This is a genomic window from Deltaproteobacteria bacterium (assembly GCA_020845895.1).
Taxonomy (GTDB): Bacteria; Lernaellota; Lernaellaia; order JACKCT01; family JACKCT01; genus JADLEX01.
On the sequence record JADLEX010000132.1, the window covers coordinates 1 to 20,615 of the forward strand.

18 protein-coding genes are annotated in these 20,615 nt (G+C 64.1%); all 18 read left to right on the top strand.

Annotation, left to right across the window (positions count from 1 at the left end):
- Positions 1–724, top strand: a 724-nt coding sequence (locus IT350_18080) for a HEAT repeat domain-containing protein (protein MCC6159966.1), incomplete at its 5' end; no start/stop codon positions are given.
- Between the two features lie 6 nt (positions 725–730).
- A complete protein-coding gene (locus tag IT350_18085) occupies positions 731–1,618 on the top strand; it encodes a glycosyltransferase family 2 protein (GenBank protein MCC6159967.1) in 888 nt (295 codons plus the stop codon).
- Entirely contained in the window at positions 1,615–3,060 is a 1,446-nt protein-coding gene (locus IT350_18090; protein MCC6159968.1) for an oligosaccharide flippase family protein, read from the top strand. The genes IT350_18085 and IT350_18090 overlap by 4 nt, the downstream gene beginning before the upstream one ends.
- Entirely contained in the window at positions 3,057–3,638 is a 582-nt protein-coding gene (locus IT350_18095) for a methyltransferase domain-containing protein (protein MCC6159969.1), read from the top strand. The genes IT350_18090 and IT350_18095 overlap by 4 nt, the downstream gene beginning before the upstream one ends.
- Position 3,639: 1 nt before the next feature.
- Complete coding sequence (locus tag IT350_18100) at positions 3,640–4,674, top strand: radical SAM protein (protein ID MCC6159970.1); 1,035 nt, start codon at positions 3,640–3,642, stop codon at positions 4,672–4,674.
- On the top strand, positions 4,671–5,876 hold the full coding sequence (locus tag IT350_18105) for a glycosyltransferase family 4 protein (GenBank protein ID MCC6159971.1): 1,206 nt from the start codon (positions 4,671–4,673) through the stop codon (positions 5,874–5,876). Before IT350_18100 ends, IT350_18105 begins: the two co-directional genes overlap by 4 nt.
- Entirely contained in the window at positions 5,861–6,979 is a 1,119-nt protein-coding gene (locus tag IT350_18110) for a glycosyltransferase (protein ID MCC6159972.1), read from the top strand. The genes IT350_18105 and IT350_18110 overlap by 16 nt, the downstream gene beginning before the upstream one ends.
- A gap of 9 nt (positions 6,980–6,988) precedes the next feature.
- Complete coding sequence (locus tag IT350_18115; protein MCC6159973.1) at positions 6,989–8,464, top strand: O-antigen ligase family protein; 1,476 nt, start codon at positions 6,989–6,991, stop codon at positions 8,462–8,464.
- Entirely contained in the window at positions 8,461–9,480 is a 1,020-nt protein-coding gene (locus IT350_18120; GenBank protein ID MCC6159974.1) for a glycosyltransferase family 9 protein, read from the top strand. Before IT350_18115 ends, IT350_18120 begins: the two co-directional genes overlap by 4 nt.
- The gene (locus tag IT350_18125) at positions 9,477–10,607 is read left to right on the top strand and encodes a glycosyltransferase family 4 protein (GenBank protein MCC6159975.1); all 1,131 of its coding nucleotides are present in this window, start codon (positions 9,477–9,479) and stop codon (positions 10,605–10,607) included. The genes IT350_18120 and IT350_18125 overlap by 4 nt, the downstream gene beginning before the upstream one ends.
- The gene (locus IT350_18130; protein MCC6159976.1) at positions 10,591–11,652 is read left to right on the top strand and encodes a glycosyltransferase family 9 protein; all 1,062 of its coding nucleotides are present in this window, start codon (positions 10,591–10,593) and stop codon (positions 11,650–11,652) included. Before IT350_18125 ends, IT350_18130 begins: the two co-directional genes overlap by 17 nt.
- Positions 11,649–13,508 carry a sugar transferase gene (locus IT350_18135; protein ID MCC6159977.1) on the top strand — a complete coding sequence of 620 codons (1,860 nt, stop codon included), beginning with the start codon at positions 11,649–11,651 and terminating at the stop codon, positions 13,506–13,508. Before IT350_18130 ends, IT350_18135 begins: the two co-directional genes overlap by 4 nt.
- A 62-nt stretch (positions 13,509–13,570) precedes the next feature.
- Positions 13,571–16,096: a bifunctional YncE family protein/alkaline phosphatase family protein gene (locus tag IT350_18140; GenBank protein ID MCC6159978.1), complete on the top strand. Its 2,526-nt coding sequence runs from the start codon at positions 13,571–13,573 to the stop codon at positions 16,094–16,096.
- 83 nt (positions 16,097–16,179) lie between these two features.
- Positions 16,180–16,575: a hypothetical protein gene (locus IT350_18145; protein ID MCC6159979.1), complete on the top strand. Its 396-nt coding sequence runs from the start codon at positions 16,180–16,182 to the stop codon at positions 16,573–16,575.
- Positions 16,576–16,668: 93 nt separating this feature from the next.
- Positions 16,669–17,172: a DivIVA domain-containing protein gene (locus IT350_18150; protein ID MCC6159980.1), complete on the top strand. Its 504-nt coding sequence runs from the start codon at positions 16,669–16,671 to the stop codon at positions 17,170–17,172.
- Between the two features lie 4 nt (positions 17,173–17,176).
- Positions 17,177–17,467: a YggU family protein gene (locus tag IT350_18155; GenBank protein ID MCC6159981.1), complete on the top strand. Its 291-nt coding sequence runs from the start codon at positions 17,177–17,179 to the stop codon at positions 17,465–17,467.
- Positions 17,468–17,569: 102 nt separating this feature from the next.
- Positions 17,570–19,264: an acyl-CoA dehydrogenase family protein gene (locus tag IT350_18160; protein ID MCC6159982.1), complete on the top strand. Its 1,695-nt coding sequence runs from the start codon at positions 17,570–17,572 to the stop codon at positions 19,262–19,264.
- Positions 19,265–19,340: 76 nt separating this feature from the next.
- Positions 19,341–20,615, top strand: a 1,275-nt coding sequence (locus tag IT350_18165) for a homocysteine S-methyltransferase family protein (GenBank protein ID MCC6159983.1), incomplete at its 3' end; no start/stop codon positions are given.

Here is a 20,615-nt window from a genome sequence, read left to right on the forward strand (position 1 = left end):
CACGACGTTTCCCGCCGCCGATGTCATCAATCGCGTGCTGACCCGCCTGGCGGTCAGTGAGGATCGCCGCGTCCGGAAAAAGTGTCTTTCGTTCGTCACGCGGTATGGCGACAAGGCCCGGGAGATCGTGACGACACGCATTCGTCCCGAGCACCCCTGGTACTTCAATCGAAACCTTTTAACGCTGCTGGGCGATGTCGGCGACGAATCGTCGGTCGCCGCGATCACGCCGTTTCTGCGTCATGAGGACGATCGGCTGCGAAAGGCCGCGATCGGAACGCTCACGCGCATCGGCGGCCCGGAGGCCGGACGCGTGCTCGCCGAAGCGTTCGACGACCAGCCGGTCGAAGTGCAGTCGGCATTGGTGAGCCTGTTCGCCAAGGACAAGACCGTGCATGCAGTGCCGAAATTCGTGGCCCGCCTGAAAGACAAGACCTTCACCGACGCCAATGAGACGCTGGCGGTCGGCATGATTCACGCGCTCGGCGAGATCGGCGATCGGTCCGCGGCGGAGACGTTGCAGAGCTTCCTGAAACGCGGTGGCCTGATGGGCATGTTCGCGAAGCAGAACGATGCGATCGTTGCCGCGTGCATCGGCGCTCTGGGACGGCTCGGCGACGCGTCGATGAGGGACCAGATTCGCCGGTTCGCGCATCACTCCAATCCGGACGTGGCGAAGGCCGCGCAGCAATCGATTCGCCTGCTCGAGGACCAAGCGGGATAACATTCCATGAATCTGTCCGTGGTCATCGCGTGTCGCGACGGCGGCGCGACGCTCGACGCGTGCCTTCGGTCCGTCCTCGCATCCACGTCCGATTCCCTCGACGTGATCGTGGCCGATGACGGCAGCGCCGACGACTCTGCAGGCATCGCCGAGCGAGCCGGCGCGCGGGTGCTTCGACTTCCCCGACGAGGCCGCGCCCACGCGTTGAATTCGGGAATCGAGGCGGCGACGGGCGATCTGATCCTGTTTACCGATTCCGACTGCGTGGTTCCGCCCGGCTGGCCGGAGGACCTCGCGCGGCTTGTTGCGGGTGGCTATGCCAGCGTCGGCGGAAACCTGCTTCCGTCCGCGTGGACAGTCGTCGAAACCGCGAAGATCCTGCGTTACCTGCACGAATTCGAGGTCGATGAAGAACTCGTCGGCGAATACAGCCGGTGGTGCTTGAACGGCAACAACATGGCGATCCGCAAAACAGCTCTCGAAGCGGTCGGCGGTTTCGACGAAGGTTATCTGCACGGCGCGGACGCCGATCTGACCCGCCGTCTCCTTCGCGCGGGATTTCGACTTTTGCGGACGAGAGCGATCACCACCACGCACCTCAAAATCGACGATCTGGCGAGCTTCCGCCGCACATTCTACATGCGGGGCTCGGCTGTCCGCTTCGCCATGACGGATCGTTCTCTCGGCGCGCGCGATTGGCTGTCGGCAGCGTTGTCGCCGATTCGGCGAGCCCTCGCCGATTACACTCGCGTCGCCGCAATGAAGCGCGTATTCCCCGCGATCGGGTGGGGAGCATTGCTGGCGGCCCCCGTTGCTCACGCGCTCGCCGACTGGAGCGCCGCGCGCGGGCAACGCGACTTCTACCGGCGTTTTCGGGCCGAGTCCTCCCGATGAGCCTCGGCCGACGCGCCGTTCGACAGACGCTTTGGGTGGCCGGGGGAACCTACCTCAAGACCTCGATCAACTTCCTCGCGAACATTCTCCTGATGCGTCTGATCGCGCCCGATCAATTCGGCATTCTCGCGATGGCGATGTTCTTTTTAACGCTCGCGCGCAAGCTCGTCGGATTCGGGTTCAATCACGCGCTCGTGCACCAGCAAGACGATCTGCACCGCCACGTGCCGACGCATTTGTGGCTGAACGCCGGGCTCGGCGTGTTCGTCGCGGTCGCCGCCGCGTTCGCCCGGCCACTCGTCGCCTCGCAGTATGACGCCGCCACCGCCGACGCGCTGCTCCTGCTCGCCGTATTCGGCCTGCTCGAAAGTATCGGCCACACGCCGCGACTGTTGCTCGAAAAAGAACTGAAGTTCGATCGCCTGATTCGGCTCGATCTCGTCAACACGGTCGCGTCGAACCTCGTGGGCATCGCCTGCGCGCTCAGCGGATGGGGTTGGACGGCTCTCGCAGCCAAACAGATCACGGCGTGGGCCATCCAGACCGCCGGGACGTGGCGTTTGCACCCCACCCTGCCCGGCTGGCGACCATGCCTGCGTTCCGCGCGCTGGTATTGGGCCTTCGGGCTCCCCATGTGGTCGGCCGGAATCGCGACGTTCATCTCCCTGCAATTCGACGACTTTCTCGTCGGCAGTTTTTCGGGAAACGAAGCCCTCGGGTACTACGGCCGCGCCTATGCGCTAGCCAGTTTTCCCACGGTCATGGTCACGCACATCGTCGGTCGCGTCGCGTTTCCGCTCTATGCCCGCGTCCAACACGACCGCGACGCGCTCTCGAATGCGTTCGCCCGCGTCGTGCGGGTCATCATCACGCTCACGGCGCCGGGGGTTCTGTGGCTCGCGGTGTGCGCACCCGAGTTGGTGTCGGTGGTTTTCGGTCCCGACTGGACGGGGATGATCGCCATTTTGCAGTTGCTCGTGATCTACGCATTCCTCCGACCCGTGTACGACAACTGCGGAGAGCTCTTCACCGCCGTCGGGCAACCAAAGGTCGCGAGTCGGATCCTCATCGCACAGGCCGTCGCGGTGCTGATCGCCTGCCCGCCGATGACGTGGGCTTTCGGCGCGAGCGGCGCGGCGATCGCGGTCGGGGGTGCGCTCGCCGTCGGCGTCGTTCGCGCTTACCAAATCGTTCCGAGGTATGTTAATTTTTCGGCGATCCGGGCATTTGGGCCGGCGACGGTCGCGGCCCTCGCGGGAGTGGCGAGCGCGTTTGCGGGCGCGCGGCTTCTTGGGGACGCGGGACCGATTGCCGTGATCGCCGCGAAAACGCTCGCGTTCGTGGCGGTCTATGCCGCGGTTCTTTTCGCGATCGAGGGACGGCAACTGCGCGAGGATTGGCGGGAATTTCGCATGAGCATGTCGGGCGGAGAATCGGATTGAAAACCCTCGATGTCGGCTGCGGGCCGATCAAGGAGACCGGCGCGTTCGGGATCGATCACGAATCCTTCGCGGGCGTCGATCTGGTGCATGATCTCGACTCGCGCCCGTGGCCGATCGCCGATTCGAGCTTCGATCGAGCCCATGCGAGCCACATCATCGAACACGTCGACGATTTGATCGGGTTCTTTCGCGAATTGCACCGCGTCTGCGCGCCGGGCGCGGACGTGCGCGTCGTGACGCCTCACTTCACCAACCGATGCGCCTATCTCGATCCGACGCACCGCCGCTATCTGTCCGTGCGTTTCGTCGATTTCATCGCCGATGTTCCGCCGTGGTTTCCCGCTAACCGTTTCGCCGTCGCGCGCAATTACCTGGGCGAGCACCATCACAGCTACCGGCCGATGTTGTCAGGGATGTTCGAGCTTCGTGAAATTCGTCTCACGTTCGCCCGGATCTTTCGCTGGCTGGGCGTGGAGTGGCTTGCCAATCGCAAGCCGGATTTCTACGAGTTTTTCCTTGCGTATATCGCCCCGGCCCGAGACATCGTCGCGACGCTGCGCGTCGTGAAGGAGGAGTGAGGTGACCGAGAGGCGCGTCACGCACGGCAAGGTCAAGGTGTTTTCCAACACCACCGAGCCCGGCGTGGTGGGACAGATCAAACGTGTCGCCGAATGGCGCCACCGCGACGGCGTGGAACTCGCCGGAACGCTGGCGCGCAAACTCTGGCGGCGCGGCGATCGCTTCCGCATGCTGCCGTTTCCGCAAGCCGTCCACATCGAGATCACGAATCGCTGCAACCTCAAGTGCGTGATGTGTCCGCATCCGACCATGACGCGCACACAGGGCGAGATGAGCGAGGAACTGTTCCGGAAAATCATCGCGGAAATCTCCGGCCATCGTCTGCTGCTCGAAAATGTCGCGATCATGGGCCTCGGCGAGCCGATGTTGCACACCGGTTTCGAGCGTCTGGTGACCATCGCCGCCGAAGCCGGCGTGCCAAACCTCTACGTGAGCACCAACGGAACCGCGCTCACGGAAAAGCGCGCGCAGCGCCTCGTGGAGGACGGCGCGCTTGGCCGCCTCATCATCAGTCTCGACGGCGCAACGAAGGAAACCTACGAGGCCATTCGCATCGGCGGCAAATTCGATCTCGTCATGGAAAACACGGCGCGCGTGCTGCGCATCAAGCGCGCGCTCGGCCGGCGCAAGCCGGTCGTGACGCTTCAGATCCTCACCATGCCGCAGACGCGCCACGAGATCGACGATTTCGTTCGCCGATGGGAACCCGAACTGGGCGACGGCGACGAGATTCTCATCAAGGAGGTCGATACCTTCGGCGGACTCGTCGATGACCTGCGCCTCGACGCGGATCGCGAACCGGTGAAGCGCATCCCCTGCCGCATGCTGTGGAAGGACATGTCGATCGCCTGGGACGGTCAGGTCACCGTATGCTGCAAGGACGTGTACTACCAACTCGCCGTCGGCGACGCGAACACGCAGTCGCTCGGGGAGATCTGGAACGCGCCAAAGTGGAACGCGTATCGCCGCCTTCACAAAAGCGGAGAGTGGGATCGAATTCATCCCTGCGACATCTGCCGCGAATGGTACGTGTGACGCCGAACATCGGCCATATCGTTTTCGTCACCGACGCATTCTGGCCGGAAGCTGGCGGAGTGGAGCGGGTCTGCGTCGAACTCGCGCGCGCGTTCGTCCGGCGCGGCGTGCGGATCACCGTCTTCGCGCGTCGGGTGGTCGATCGCCCCGCCGATGAGGTTCATGACGGCATCCAGATCCGCCGTTTCGCGCAGGCCGAACGCCCGACACCCTGGGTGTGGGCAACAAGCGCCGCTTCGGCGGCGGCGCGGTTTTTCGAGGTCGCCCGCTTCGAGCGACCGGATCTCGTGCACATGCATCTCGCCATGTCCGCCCAGGGCCCCCTTTCGGTCCTGCGTCCACGCGGCATCCCGACGGTTGCGTCGTTTTACGGGCGGTGGGATCGCGAGTTCGCGGCGGAACTGGACGAAGCCCCCCTGACACCCGTCCGCTTCATCTACAACGACGCGCAAATGGTTGCACAACGCGTCATGCAGCGGCGTCTGCTCGTGCGTGCCGATCGAGTGGTGGTGCTCTCCGACTACAGCCGGGCGCAGGCGCTCTCGCTCGCGCCGGGCCTCGGTCCCAAGATTCGCAAGATTCCCGGCGGCGTCGATCCGCGTCGGTTTCATCCGCGCGATTCCGCGGCGCAAATAACGACGCCGACGATCTCCACCGTGCGGCGATTGGTGCGACGCATGGGTGTCGACCTGCTGATCGAAGCCCTGCCCGCCGTCGCGCGGGAGTTCCCCGACGTGCGCCTCGTCGTCGGCGGCAAGGGTCCGCTCGACTCGTCACTTCTCTCGCTCGTGCGCAAATGCGGCGTGGCCGACCGCGTCGAGTTTCGCGGCTATGTGGCCGAGGACGACTTGCCAGAATTGTATCGACGTTCCAGCCTGTTCGTCGTGCCGACCCGCGCGCAGGAAAACTTCGGCCTGCCCGTGCTGGAGGCCGCGGCGTGCGGCGTCGCCGTCCTCGCGACGAATGTCGGATCGCTGCCCGAGGTCGTGGGTTTGGCCGGGGCGTCGCATCCTTGCGTCGATCCCGCGCCAAGTACCCTTTCGGAGGGGATCATCCGAGCTTTGAGACGCTCGCGAGACGCGGCGGAAATCCGTCGTCGAGACGTCGAAGCCGAGCGCGTTCGTCGAGATCTGTCGTGGGATACCATCGCCGATCGTTACCTCGACCTTTATCGGGAGGCACGCGCGTGCGCGTGGCGGTGATCGGCCACACCTACGTGGTGGATGCGAATCGCGGCAAGTGGCGCGCGCTGGCGCCGCGTTGCGAGGCGATCCGACTGTTCGTGCCGAAGACGTGGCCCGAGCGCGACTTCTGGGTACGCGAAAACGAAGCGGCGGACGATCTCGATATCTTTCCATTGTCGGCCGTTGACGCCGGCCGCGCCCGGCGCTGGCACGTTCGACTCGCGACGTTGCGCCGCGAATTCGCGGCGTTTCGGCCCGACATCGTTCATGTCGAGGCTGAGTCGGGCTCGATCATTGCGATGGCGTGCGTGTTTGCCCGGGCGGGATGGCGAACGACGCAGTTCGTATGGGAGAATATTCCCATCGATTCGAGCTGGCGGCGGCGTTTGGCGAAATGGAATCTGTCGGCGGTGGATTATCTGTTTTGCGGATCGACCGGCGCATTCGAAACGGCGCGGTGCGACGGGTATTCCGGCGACGCGAGCGTGGTCGCGCAGGTCGGTGTCGATCTCGCCGCCGCGGATCGTGCCCCGGCGTTTCGCCCCGCCGGGGATGATCGCTTCGTCATCGGATTCGTCGGACGCATGGATGCGAAAAAGGGCGTTCACGTGCTGGCCGAGTCATTTCGGATTCTGGACGACGATGCGTCGGAACTTGTCTTCCTGGGGGATGGGCCTGATCGCGAGGCCTTGCGTTCGCACGTTGCCGCGAGCCCTTTTGCATCCCAGGTGCGTTTCGTCGATCCCGTACCGCATGCGGACGTGGCGGCGCACATCAAGGGTTTCGACGTTCTCGTCCTTCCGAGCATTTCGACGCCGGGTTGGAAAGAGCAGTTCGGTCACGTGCTGATCGAAGCGATGGCCTGTAAAGTCCCGGTCATCGGAACCCGATGCGGAGCGATTCCCGAGGTCATCGGCGACGCGGGAATTGTCGTTGACGAGGGCGACGCGACCGCTCTCGCCGGTGCCATCGCCCGTTTGATCAACGATGCGGGTGAGCGTAACAGACTCCTACGGGCTGGGCGAGAGCGCGTGGAGAGCCGTTACACCGATGCCGCCATCGCGGATACGATGCACGGCGCGTGGAGCGATCTCCACAACGGCCCCATACGCGGTGCGTGAGTCGCCCAAATGACGGAATCCACGTTCGAGTCGCTGATTCGCAGACTCCAGACGCATCGCAACGCGCGCGATGTGATCGCGGTGTTTTCAGCGATGCTCGTGTGCTGGGCCGTCGGACAATCGGTCGCCCATCAGGACCTCGCGCTCCCGATCGCGCTGGCGGGCGCGGTCATCTTCATCCTGGTGTTCTTTCGTCGCACGTCGCTTCTGTTTCTCGCGCCGGCGGCGATGTGCGTCCCGAACATGGGCCTCGACATCCCCGGGCCTTGGGCCATCTCCATCGAGGACGCGTTCGTGATGCTCTGCTTCGCGGCGCTCGTCTCGCGCGGCATCGTCCTGGGTCGTCCCATCTTTCCCCGGGATCTGCCGGCCGTTCGTCCCATGTTCGCCTTTTGGGGCATCGCCATGCTTTCGGTCGTCAAGACGGCGACGATCTCGCGGTCGAGCCTGATGCTGGTGATGAAGGATCTGATGCGCCTGTCGCTGCTCATGCTCTTCTTCGTCGTGATGGTCGATGCGATCCGCACGAGAGCGCATCTGCGCACGATCACGCGGGTCCTCATCGCCCTCGCCTTGCCGATGGCCGCGATTTCCTGGTTCATTTACGTCACGAAGAGCGACTTCTTCTACACGATCCTGACCATGAAGCCCGCGTACATCTACTACAAGGGCAACATCCTGCGCATGATCTCCATTGCGGGCTCGACCAGCTTCACGGGCCTCTATTACGCGGTCGTTCTCGCGCTGGCGTTGAATCACCCGTCGTTCCTGCGCAATTCGACGACGCGGGTCTGGGGCTACGCCATCGCGGGTCTGCTGCTTTCGTGCCTCGCGATGACCTTCAACCGCGGCACCTGGGTCGGCGTCCTCTTCGGCTACTTTCTTCTTTCGCTGGTCGGACAACTCAACTGGCGGCGCGTGGTCGTGGCCGCGATGCTGCTGGGCGGGCTCGCTCTCATCACGAGCGCGCACTTCTTCCATCAGCTCGAGGTCGAGAACAAACTCAACGTCCTGATCGAGGTCTCGCGTTCGTCAGGCACGACGCGCCTCGTGCGCTGGATGTCGTCGGTCAACGTCATTCTCGACCAGCCCCTGCTCGGCGTCGGGTACAACAACTACGCCTACGTTTACGGCCTCTATTCCATCGAGGAGGGCATCACGCGGCTCTACGGATCGCCGCACAACATGTACGTCGACATTATCACGGGCACGGGTCTCGTCGGTTTCGCCGTCTTCACGACGTGGATGTATCGGCTCTGGCGCGTTCATGTCGAGAATTTGCGCGGAACGACCGATGCGGAACTCCGCCTTCTGGCGATCGGTCTGTTTCTCTCCTTCGGCATCTTTCTCGGCGCATCCGGATTCGATTCGTTTTTCTTCAAACCGCATCACACCTCGTTCATTCTCATCATCCTGTGGGCGATGAGCACGGCGCTTTGGAGGCTGAACCGTGACAGCGCGAATGACGCGGAGACGCCGACGTGATCGACGCGAAGCTCGACCTTTCGCCGGACGCAGTTCGATCCATTTTGATCCATAAACCGGATCATCTCGGGGACGTCCTTTGCGCCGCGCCCGCGATCCGGGCTTTGCGCGAGCATTTCCCCAACGCGCGGTTCGTCGCATCCGTCATGGCCGGTCCCGCGGTATTCCTGACGGCTCTCGGCCTTGCGGATGAGATTTTCGCGCTGAGAGGTCCCGACTGGTGGGCACAATACGACGCGGCTCGACACATCGCGAGATGCCGCGCCATGCGATTCGATCTGGTCGTCAATTTCCGGCATGACGTCCGCGACATCCTCGCCGTCGGCCTCATGGGCGCGCGCCGCGTTTGCTCCTCCACGCATCGCGGAATTGGCTCGTGGTTTCGCTACCCGTCCCCGCCGCCGCAGGCGGAGCGCGCCGAGATCGAGAACCATCTCGCGATGCTGCGCTCGATGGACGTCGTCGCCCACTTCGCCCCCGACGGATTTCGTTCACGGATTCCCATCGCCACCATTGAGCATCTTCACACCGACGGACATTGGATCGTGTTCCACCCGTTTTCGCGGACGCGCGCCAAAGCTTGGTCGATCGAACACGCCTGCGCATTCGTCCGCCTGGTGATTAGCCACGGCGTGGGTGTACGTCTGATCGGTGCGAACGAGCACGCGCGCGACGCCGAGGCGATCTGGATCGACTCACCGCGATTCGTCAGCCATGTCGGGCAGACGGACGCCGTCGGACTCATGGCGTGCGTGGCCGCGGCGGATGCGCTCGTTTGCTCCGATTCGGGTCCAGGCCACATCGCTCCGCTGGTCGGCACGCCGGTCGTGACCATCGCCAGTGGAACGAACGAACCGTCGCGCTGGGCGCCGCTTGGCGCGACCGTCGTTCGAAACGAGGTGCCCTGCGCGCCGTGTCACCTCGAAACCTGTCCCGTACCCGGCCACCCGTGCTTGAACGATCTGACACCCGCGGCCGTGTTCGCGGCACTGTCGCGCGTATTGGGATTCGCATGACTTCGATTCGCGTGCTGCTGGACGCCACGTGCGTGAACGACGATGCGCCGACCGGTGCGTCGCGATACGTGCAGGCCCTCGTGCGCGGATTGGTCGGACTGGCCGACGTCGAGATTCATGTCTTCACATTTGCGCGGTGCGCGTTTGCTGATCTGCCGGATCACGTGCGTGTTTCGCGACTGGATCTCCCGCGTGCCCTCGGTCCCGTCGCGCGCGAGGCGGCGCGCAGACGTTTCGTCGCGCGCATCGCAAGAACCGGTTTCGACCTCGTTCACTACACGCTCGATCCCGCGCCCCCGATTCGCGGAGCGCGGTCCGTGCTCACGCTGTTCGATGTCGCGAGGAACTCACCGAGTTTTCGAGCTGCAACCGGTGCATCACTCCGCGCGTTCATGAGAACGCACCTTCGTTACAGCCTCGCCAAGCGCATGGACCTTCTGATCGCGACAACGCCCCACGCCGCGCGCGAAATCGCTCGGGATCTGCCTTTTCCCCCGGGAAAGATCCGCGTCGCGCCGATTGCAACGGACCCCGACTTCACGCCGGGCGAACCGGATTCCGCCGTTCTCGAACGCTTCGGACTGAAATCGAATCAGTACGTGCTCTTTGTCGGCCAACTCGGTCGGCAAAAGAATGAGGATGGTCTGCTCGCTGCGTTCCATCTCGCAAAGAAACGAGATGCGATTCCCGCTTCGATGGCAATAGTATTCGCGGGAGACATCTCGCAGGCCTCGGCCGCAACCCTGGATCTTGTTTGGAAATTGACCGACGTGCGCACGCTGGGCACGGTGAGCGATGATGATCTCGTTCATCTTTATCGAGGCGCAGTCTGCGTGGCACTTCCGAGTTTCGTCGAGGGTTACGGATTGCCCGTGCAGGAAGCAATGGCTTGCGGGACGCCGACGATCATTTCGGGCGATACCTGTCTCACCGAGATCGCGGGCGACGCCGGTTTCACTGTCGATCCTCGCAGCGTGGACGACATGAGTTACGCTCTTGTGAGACTCGTGAACGACGCCGAACTGCGCGAACGTCTCTCGCGCCGGGGACTTGCGCGGTCTGCCGCGCGCACCCACGCCGAAATGGCGCGGGCTCATTTGGAGGCGTATCGTGACGCACTCCTCTGAACCCGCCCGAACGCTCGTCGTCAGCCTGCAAGGGATCGGCAACAACCTGCTGGCGCTCCCGCTCGCGTCGGCTCTCGCGCGCATCGACGGTCGCCCGGTCGTCATGCTGACGCACTCGCCGCGCGTGAAGGACGTGCTCCGTCTTCGGCCCGAAGTCGGGGATGTGATTGCGGTTGGCGACGCGTGGTATCGGGGAAACATCGGAGGCATCCGGTTGATCCGCGAACTTCGAGCGCGCCGATTTGCCCGGGCCGTTCTGGCGCACCCGGCGGGTTCACGGGCGGCGGCGCTCGTCGCGCTATCCGGAATCGCCGAGCGAATCGCCATCGTCAGCCCGCGTATGTCGTGGGGTGCACGCTTTCTCACGCACGGGCGCTCGTACGTCCAGGGAATGCACGATCTCGAACACAACGAGTCGCTCGCCGAGATGTGCGAAGCGCACATCGATTTCGATCGTGACTGGCCGCCGCTGCGTCCCGAACAGGGCGATGTCGAAGGAGCGCGCGCATTTCTCGCTTCCAGGGGTTTCGATCCGTCCGCCCGATACGTCGGACTGCACACCGGCTGCGACGGTGAATTCCCCGAGAAGCGGTGGCCCGAAAAATCGTTTGCCGCCCTTGCGCGCGCACTTCACAATTTGACGGGCCGCGCCGCAGTTGTCTTCGACGGCCCGGCAGAGGCGGGGTCCGGCCTGCGCGTCGCGCATTTCGCGGGATCGCCGGTCCTCGCCATGAACGGTTGGGGCGGCATGGCGCAGGCGCTGGGCATGCTCGCGTTTTGCGACGTTTTCGCGGCAAACGACTCCGGCCTCATGAACCTCGCCGCGGCTGCCGGTGTGCCGTGTGTCGCCATCTTCGGGCCGAGCGAGGTGGCGCGTACACGTCCGTGGGGCGCGCGGCACCGCGTGATTCGCGCCGACCGCGCGTGCGTGCCTTGCTTCCATCTGGGCCCTTGGGCGGGCTGCATCCACCCGAATCGCCCGTGCCTCGAAGACGTCTCCGTCGAGGTCGTGTTGCGCGCCGTGCGGGACCTGCTGCCGAAATGAAGATTCTCTACATCGACCAGTACTACTCGAATCGCCGCGGCAATTCCGGCACGCGCAGCCACGAATTCGCGCGGCGGTGGGTTCAGGGCGGGCACGAAGTGACGATCGTTACCACGGCGAGTGCGTACTCGCATCTGGCCGGCCAGCGGCGTTGGCTGCGCCGCAGCGTGGACGACGGCATCTCGGTGTGGAGTCTGCGCATCCCCTACGCGCAGTCCATGGGTTACGCGCGACGCATCTGGTCGTTCGCGTCCTTCATGGTCGTGTCCACGGTGATGGGACTTCTCGTGCCGAAACCCGACGTGGTCTTCGCGAGCAGTACGCCGCTCACGGTGGGCGTGACCGGCGCGATCGTTGCGTGGCTTCGCACGCGACCCTTCGTCTTCGAGGTGCGCGACCTTTGGCCGCGCGCGCCGATCGAACTCGGCGCGATCCGCAATCGTTTCATCATCGCGATTCTCGAGGCGGTCGAGCGCTGGATCTATCGCCGGGCGGTGGCGATCAACGCGCTCTCGCCGGGCATGGCGGCGGGAGTTGTCGAAACCGGTGTCGATCCCGCTCGCGTTTCCGTCATTTCCAACGCGTGCGATTTCGATCTGCGCCGCGATCCCGTTTTCCAGGCCACCGACGACCGCCGCACGATTGTTTACGCCGGCGCTCTCGGACCCGCGAACGATGTGGCCGACCTGCTGGGCATCGCCGCAGAATTGAAGCGGCGCGGGCGCGGCGACATCGAATTCGTGATCGCGGGCGAGGGATCGCGTGAGCGGTCGATCCGCGAGCGGATTCGCGACGACGATCTCACTCAGTTTCGCATGACGGGTTCCCTCTCGCGGGCGGAAGTCGGAGAGCTTCTCGCGAATGCCTCGCTCGCCGTGACCTGCTTTGCCCCCCTGCCCGTTTTGGCGACGAACAGCCCCAACAAGTTTTTCGACTACCTCGCGTGCGGAGTCCCGCAGATCACGAATTCTCCCGGCTGGTTGTGCCAACTGCTCGAAGAGTCCGGCGCAGGGGCTTACTGGCCGTGGGGCGATGCCACGGCCGGGGCCGACCTCGTCGAGTCGCTGATCGACCATCCCACGCGTCGTGCCGTGATGCGCCGCGCCGCCTCGGAGTTGGCGAATCGGTTCGAGCGCGGACGGCTTGCGGGCGAACTGTTCAACGTTCTCCGCGATGCCACGCGTGCCGAAGTTCGGGGATGGTCGATTGCGTGGCAGGGTCTTTTCGACCGCGCGTGCGCGCTCGTCGGACTGGCTTTGCTGTCGCCCCTTCTCGCAGCCGTCACGTGGAAGATCCGCCGCGAGGACGGTGGACCAGCGTTCTACCGACCCGAGCGGATTGGTCTCGGCGGACGAACGTTTCGCATGTGGAAATTCCGCACGATGGTCGTGAATGCCGAAGCGTCCGGCCTCGGCCTGAATGTTGAGTCGAGTGATCCCCGCATCACACGCATCGGCACGTGGCTGCGAAAATGGTCGCTCGACGAGCTCCCGCAGCTCATCAACGTCGTGACGGGTGATATGCGGCTGGTCGGCCCCCGCCCCGCCCTGCCCGCTCACGCCGAGCGCTACACGCCGGAGCAGCGCGAACGACTTCGCGTACGGCCCGGGCTCACGGGTTGGGCGCAGGTCAACGGGCGCAACTCACTGTCGTGGACGAAAAATCTGGAACTCGACGTATGGTACGCGCGCCGACGCAGCTTCCGGCTCGATCTGGCGATCCTGATGCGCACGCTTGGCGTGGTGATTCGCCGTGAGGGCCTCTACGAAAACGATGCCGGACTCGGCGACGACTTCAACCGCTTCTCGACGAGTGTTCACGATCCCGTCACGAAGGACCGCGAAAAACTGCCTTGAAACCCTTGTCGCGCCCCCATCGGGCTGATAACCTGCTTTCGTCTTCCGAAAAGAGGCGCAAAATGGCATTCGGTACCCTTCGGTCGCTCACGATCATGAGCGCGCTCGTCGCGGTGTTCTTTGGTTTCGGGTGCGTTTCCGAAAAGGGACGCGAATCGTCTGAAATCACCGCGAACGCCCTCGGCGCCTCCCAAACACCAACCGACCGGGCCGACGACCCACAGGCTGAGCCGGGCTCCGACCTGCCCGCCGGCGCGGAAGTGGACGGAAAGATCATCATCCCCAACGGGCGCTTCATTTCGCCGCTCGGAAACCAGATCACCGGTCCGCGTTTCGTCATCAACATGCGGATCTCCCCCGATGGCCAGTACATCTACATGGTCTCGCTCGCCGACCGGCTTGTCGCCGTCTTCGACACGCAGACGCTCGATTTCACGCAGCAAATCCAGTTGGGATCGGTCCTCAACGGCCTCGCGCTCAACGCGGCGGGAACGAAGCTCTGGGTTTCGGGCGCGACGGAAAACGTCGTTTACGAGTTCGACGTCTCCGGCGGCGTACTGACGCTCAATCGCGAAATCTCGAGATGGGGAAACCCGACGGGCCTTGCGCTCTCGCCCGACGAGACGACTCTTTATGTGGCGACATCTTACGGCAACAAACTCTTCGCCATCGACCTCGCCACCGGACTCACGACGCAGACCTGGGCGTGCCAGAATTTCCCCTACGACGTCGTCCTCAACGACACCGGCACGCGGGCCTACGTGAGCAATTGGGGATCCTCGACCGTGTCGGTTGTCAACACGACGAACGGTCAGGTCATCGATCACGTCGTCGTCGGCAAAAGCCCCGAAGGCTTGATTTACACGGGTGGCTTCGTTTACGTCGCCGGTTCGGATTCCGACGAGATCGCGGTGATCGACACGTCGGACAACTCGGTGGTCGAGTCGATCGACGTGAATCCCACGCAGGACGTCTTCGGTCACATGCCGACGGCGATGTGGCTGTCGGGCAACGCTCTTTATGTGGCGTGCTCGGGCTACAACTCGATCGCGGTCATCGACACATCCTCCAACGCGCTCAAGGGGCATATCCCGACAGGATGGTATCCGGCCGCGGTGGTGACGGACGACGCCGAGGACATCGTGTACGTCAGCAATGCGAAGGGTCAGGGGCGCGGTCCCGGCGGCAGCGCCAGTTCGCAGCCCGGGACGTTCTCTGTCTTCGACCGGCCCGACGACGGCGACCTGCCCGCGCTGACGCAGGAGGTTCACGACAACAACCTGCGCGCGGCGAATTTCTTTACCGATCTCGATTTCGAGTCCCCCATCCCCACGGAACGCGGCCTACAAAGCGAGCAAATCAAGCGCGTCATCTTCGTGATGAAGGAGAACAAGACATACGACCAGATTCTCGGCGACCTCGACGATACCGAAGCCGACCCGAGCCTGTGCGTGTTCTGCGGCGATTACTACACCCCCAATCAACATGCGCTCGCGCGACGGTTCACCAACTGCGACAACTTCTTTTCGGAGACCGAGGCGTCGCTGATGGGCCACAGGTGGTCGCAGGCGATGGTGTCGAACGATTTCACGGAGAAATCGCACAAGGCGCCCGGCGCGGTGGGCGAGATCTGGACCGTGATGTACGGATCGCAGTCGTCTGAGGCCGGCACGATCTTCGAAAAACTCGTCGATCTCGGCCGACAGTTCCGCGTGTACGGCCAGGTCGCCAACGTCGTGACGGACATCGACAAGCTCTACCCCTACGTCAATCTGCGATACGGGTTCTGGAATCTCGGACTGTCGGACGAGACCAAGCTGCGGGAGGTCTTCAACGATTTCGACAAGGGCCTGTGGCCGCCGCTCGTGTACATCTCGCTGCCCAACGACCATACGTCGGGCGGCGATCCCGGAGCGCCGACGCCGGAGTTTTACGTGGCCGACAACGACGCCGCGCTCGGCAAGCTCGTCGAGTACGTCAGCAATTCGCCGTACTGGAACGAGACGGCCATTTTCGTGATGCAGGACGACCCGCAGTCCGGCGCGGATCACATCGATGCCCACCGCAGTCTCGGATTCGTCATCAGCCCATGGGCGAAGCGCGGATACACGAGCCACACGTTCTACTCGATGTCGAGCATGTGGCTCACGATCGAGCTGATCCTCGGGCTTCCGTCGCTAACGATCTATGACAAGAATGTCGCCCCCATGTACGACGCGTTCACCATGACGCCGGATGCCGAGCCCTACACGGCGATCGCGCGGCAGGTTCCGCTCTCGTACAACCCCGAGGTGTCGGCGGTCTCCGAGTGGTCGTCGCGCCAGATCTGGGATGTGCCCGATCAGGTGCCGAACATGGGCGAGATCCTCTGGAAGATGATGCGCCCGAACGATCCCTTCCCCTATCACCTGTCCGTCGACCGCGAAGTGGATGAAGACGAGGAGGAAGAGGAAAGCGCGCACGCGGCGCAGTATCGCGAATCCGTGCGCAAATGGATCGAGTACGGGAAGGCGCGCGGCGTGGAGCCGCTCAAGCCGGATCTGCTGCGCGACGTCAAGCGGCCCGAACGCATCGAGCACGACGATTGATGCGCGCCGGGCACGCAATACTGTTCTTCGCAATGGCTTTCGCTGCGGTTTGGCCCAGCGCGGTTTTTGCGCAGGGTGCGACGATGGCGGACCTTCAGGCACAATTCGATGCGCTGAAGATCAAGACGACAAAAGCCGGAGCCGATGCGCTGGAGTTCTCCGCCGGGTTCGACGCGGCGAAGTCGCGTAAGTTCTTCCTGCGCCTCGATGCCAGGGCGAATTTCCTTTACCTCGCGATCGTCGATCTGCCGAAGCTCGACGCCAAGGACCCGAAGTGGTGCGATCGGGCACGGGTCATCCTCAAACTCAACTACGGCCTCGCCCTGTCGAAGCTGGAATGGGATGAGTCGGGCGGTGAGTTGCGCCTTTCGCGGTCCGTCGGCACGGAGAAGGGAATCGCCAAGGACGACCTCACGGCGATGATTCAGGACCTGCTCGCGTCGGTCGAGGCGGTCGAGGCGCGACTCGCCGCGAACTGACGTAAAAGCGCTTGTGGCGCGCCGCACGGCAGTGGTATAAGGCGCCGAACGGTCAACGGGGCGGGGAACACCGGAGCGCGACGGGAGCGTGAGATGAAACTGACGCCGCTCGACATTCAGCATCACGAGTTCCGAAAGAAAGGCGGGAAGTACGAATCCGCCGAGGTGGACAGCTTTCTCGAACTCGTGCGTCTCGACTATGAGGACTCCCTGCGCCAGCTCGAAATGCAGCGCGAGCGCGTGAGCCGCCAGGAGGCACAGCTCGCCGAGCTTCATGCCAACGAGCGAATCCTCAAAGACGCCATCATCAGCGCGCAGAAGATCATCGACGACATGAAGGTCAATGCGCGCAAAGAAGCCGAGGTCATCGTCGCGCAGTCGCGCGTCGAGGCCGACAAGATTGTCGAGTCCGCGCGCCGCGACGTGCAGCGCATCCACGACGAGATCGCGGAAATCAAGCGCCTGCGCGTGCAGCTCGAGTCCCAGCTTCGCGCCATTCTTCACGCGCATCACGAATTGCTCGAGGCCGGCAGCGAGCGCACGCGGGAAGACGACAACGAGTCCGCGAAGCTCAAGGTTTTCCCGCAGCGTTCGTGACGACGTGAGCTTCGTCCGCGAGCAGGGCGGCGACGTGCTGCTCGACATTCGTCTTTCGCCCCGCGCGTCGCGCGACCGAATTGGACCCGTTCACGAAGACCGTCTCAAGGTCGCCGTCACCAGCCCGCCGGTCGATCACGAGGCCAACGCGCACCTCGTGGAGCTGATCGCAAAACGGCTTGGCGCTCCCAAGTCCTCCGTCACCATCGAGCACGGCGAGACATCCCGTAATAAGACGCTTCGCATTCGCGGCGTCGCATCCGAAACGGTCGCGGCGATCCTCGCCGACTTCTGATTTCACGTTCCGAATTTCGCCCATTCTTTGTTGACGTGCATGTCCGCGAGCGCGATGATGTTGCCGCTATTGGGGCTCCCCATTTTTTTGTTGGAGGCGGCGATGTTCGAGGCCGAGCGCGCTCATCTGAATCGTTGGCTGGACGAGAAACGCACGAACTATTTTGATTCCAATCCCCTTCTCGCGAGCCTCATCGCCCGCCACGATTTCGGAAACGCAGAGGAGTATCGCGCGTTCGCCAAGGTCGTTCAGGAGGTCGTTGATCCCGCCGCGATGGAAGACGATCGCTGGTGGAACCACCCGCGCGTCGAACGATTCGACGGCGTCGGCAATCGCCGCGAGGACGTTGTGTTTTCGCCGCACAATTCCCGCGCGGGCAAACCGGCATACGACGCGGGGATCGTCGCGTGCCTCGGAAAACCCGGCTCGATCCGGCATCAGGGAGTGTTGTTCTACCTGCTCGGCCACTGCGGCGAGATGGGCCATCTGTGCCCCGTGACGTGCACCTCGGGGCTCGTGCGTGCGCTGCAGGCCAAGGGCTCCAAAGAGTTGAAGGCACGTTGGCTGCCCGGTTTGCTCACCCCTCGCTTCGGCGAAGCGCTGATCGGCAGTCAGTTCCTCACCGAGGTGCAGGGCGGTAGCGACGTCGGCACGAACGCGGTCGAAGCCGTTCCGGACACGGCGATTCCCGGCGCCTATCGCCTGCGCGGCGAGAAGTGGTTCTGCTCGGTCGCCCACGCCGATCTCTTTCTCGTCACCGCGCGTCCCTCCGGCGCGGCGCCGGGCACCAAGGGACTGGGGTGCTTCCTCATTCCGCGCAAGCTCGACGACGGCTCGGCGAACGGCTTTGTCGTGCGTCGCCTGAAGGAAAAGATCGGCACGCGCACCCTCGCGACCGCGGAGATCGACTTCGACGGCGCGCTCGGCTGGCCGATCGGCAAGATCGACGAGGGCTTCAAGATCGCCGTCGGCATCGTACTCAACACGTCACGATTCATGAACGCGCTCGGCGCGGCGTCGGCCATGCGACGCGCGTATCTGGAGTGCGTCGCGTTCGCGAAGCACCGCGAGGCGTTCGGCCACGCCATCGGCCGCTATCCGCTCGTGCGTGAGACGCTGGCGATCATGAAGGCCGAAGAGGCCGCGGCGCTCACGTCCACGTTCGAACTCGCCGCACTGGTCGACCGGATCGACACCGGCGCGGCCGGCGCCGAGGAGCAGGCGCTCTACCGGCTGCTCGTCAACGCCAACAAGTACTGGACGAGCGTGATGTGCAGCGACGTCGTGCATCGCGGCATCGAGATCTTCGGCGGCAATGGCACCATCGAAACCTTCTCGATCCTGCCCCGGCTCTATCGCGACGCGATCGTGCTGGAAAGCTGGGAAGGCAGCCACAACGTCCTTTGCATGCAGGTGCTCAAGGATGCGCAAAAACTCGGGCTGATCGACGCGGTCGACCGTCGCCTGCGCGCGTGCGTGGAGACGTGTTCGGGCGAGACCGCGAGCGAGCTGCCGTCGCGCTGGGCCGAGATCCTGAACGCGCTGCATGTTTGTCTGAGCGACGAGACGTACGCCGCCCTGCACATCAAACGGCACCTCGAATCGCTCATGCAGGCAACGCAGGTCGCGCTCCTGCTGGAACAGGCGTCGTGGGAATCGGCACGTGGCGAGACGACCGCAACGGGCGCCATCGCCGATTTCCTGTTCGACCGCCACCTTCGTTCCGGATACAAACCCGAAGAGGACGACGCCTACATGGACCGGATCAACGCCGTGCTGGGGGCCGATCTCGGTTGAAGTCAGGCTCATTCCGCTCATTGTTTTTTCACGGCTGCCCGGCTAAAACCGGCGCTCGATGCGGAGGCCGGTGGCCGTGAACATTCTGGATCTGGCAAAAAAACGAATCCTCGTGCTCGACGGCGCAATGGGCACGCAGATCCACGCCCTCGCCTTGCCTGAAGAGGCATGGGACGGCAACCTCGGATGCAGCGAGTACCTAAACCTCGTTGCGCCGGACAAGATCCGCGGCATTCACGAAAACTACCTCGCCGCCGGGGCGGATATCGTTGAGTCCAACACGTTCGGCGGGTCCGCGAACACGCTCGCGGAATACGACCTTCAAGCCCGAACCGAGGAGATCAACCGCATCGCCGCGTCGCTCGCCCGGGCGGCGGCTGACGCATTCTCGACGAAGGATCGGCCGCGTTTCGTCGCCGGGTCCATCGGGCCGGGGACCAAGCTCGCCACGCTCGGCCAGACGACGTACGACGTGCTCTACGAAGGCTATCGCCGCCAGATCGAGGGTCTGCTCGACGGCGGCGTCGATCTGCTGCTCATCGAAACCTGTCAGGACCTGTTGCAGGTGAAGGCCGCGCTCGCCGCGGCGCGCGACGCCATGGCGCACGCGCGCTCCGTACCGATTTACGTTTCCGTGACGATCGAGCAGACCGGCACGCTGCTGACCGGTACCGACATGCCGGGATGCGTGACCGTGCTGTCGGCGTTCGACGTGGACGTGCTCGGCATGAACTGCGCCACCGGACCGCTGGCCATGCGCCCGCATCTCGAAGTGCTCTCGCAGCGGTGGCCGGGGCTGGTCGGCGTATACCCCAACGCGGGCATCCCCATGCCGAGCGCCCTGGGCGTGCGTTTTCCCGAACAGCCCGATGAGTTCTCGCAGTCGCTTCGTCGCTTCGCCTCGGAAATGCGCATTCACTTTGTCGGCGGGTGCTGCGGCACCACGCCCGATCACATCCGCGCGCTGGCGGACGCCGTCGCGTGCATCGCGCCGCTCGACCGGCCCGTGGAGCGCGTCGAGGCGATCGGCAGCCTCTTCTCGTCCGTCGATATTCGGCAGGAACCCCCGCCCCTGTTCTTCGGCGAACGCGCCAACGCCACGGGTTCGAAGGCTTTTCGCGATGCGATGCTTGCGGGGCGGCACGACGCCGCGTTCGAGATCCTGTGTGAGCAGGAGGAGCACGGAAGCCACGCGGCGGATCTGTCCGTCGCTTACGCGGGGCAGGACGAACGCGCGCACATGGACGTGATGGTCGCGCGGGCCGCGCGCGAATGCCGATTGCCGATCATGATCGACACGAACTACGCCGACGTGGCCGAGCTCGCGCTCAAGCGCTATGCCGGGCGCGCC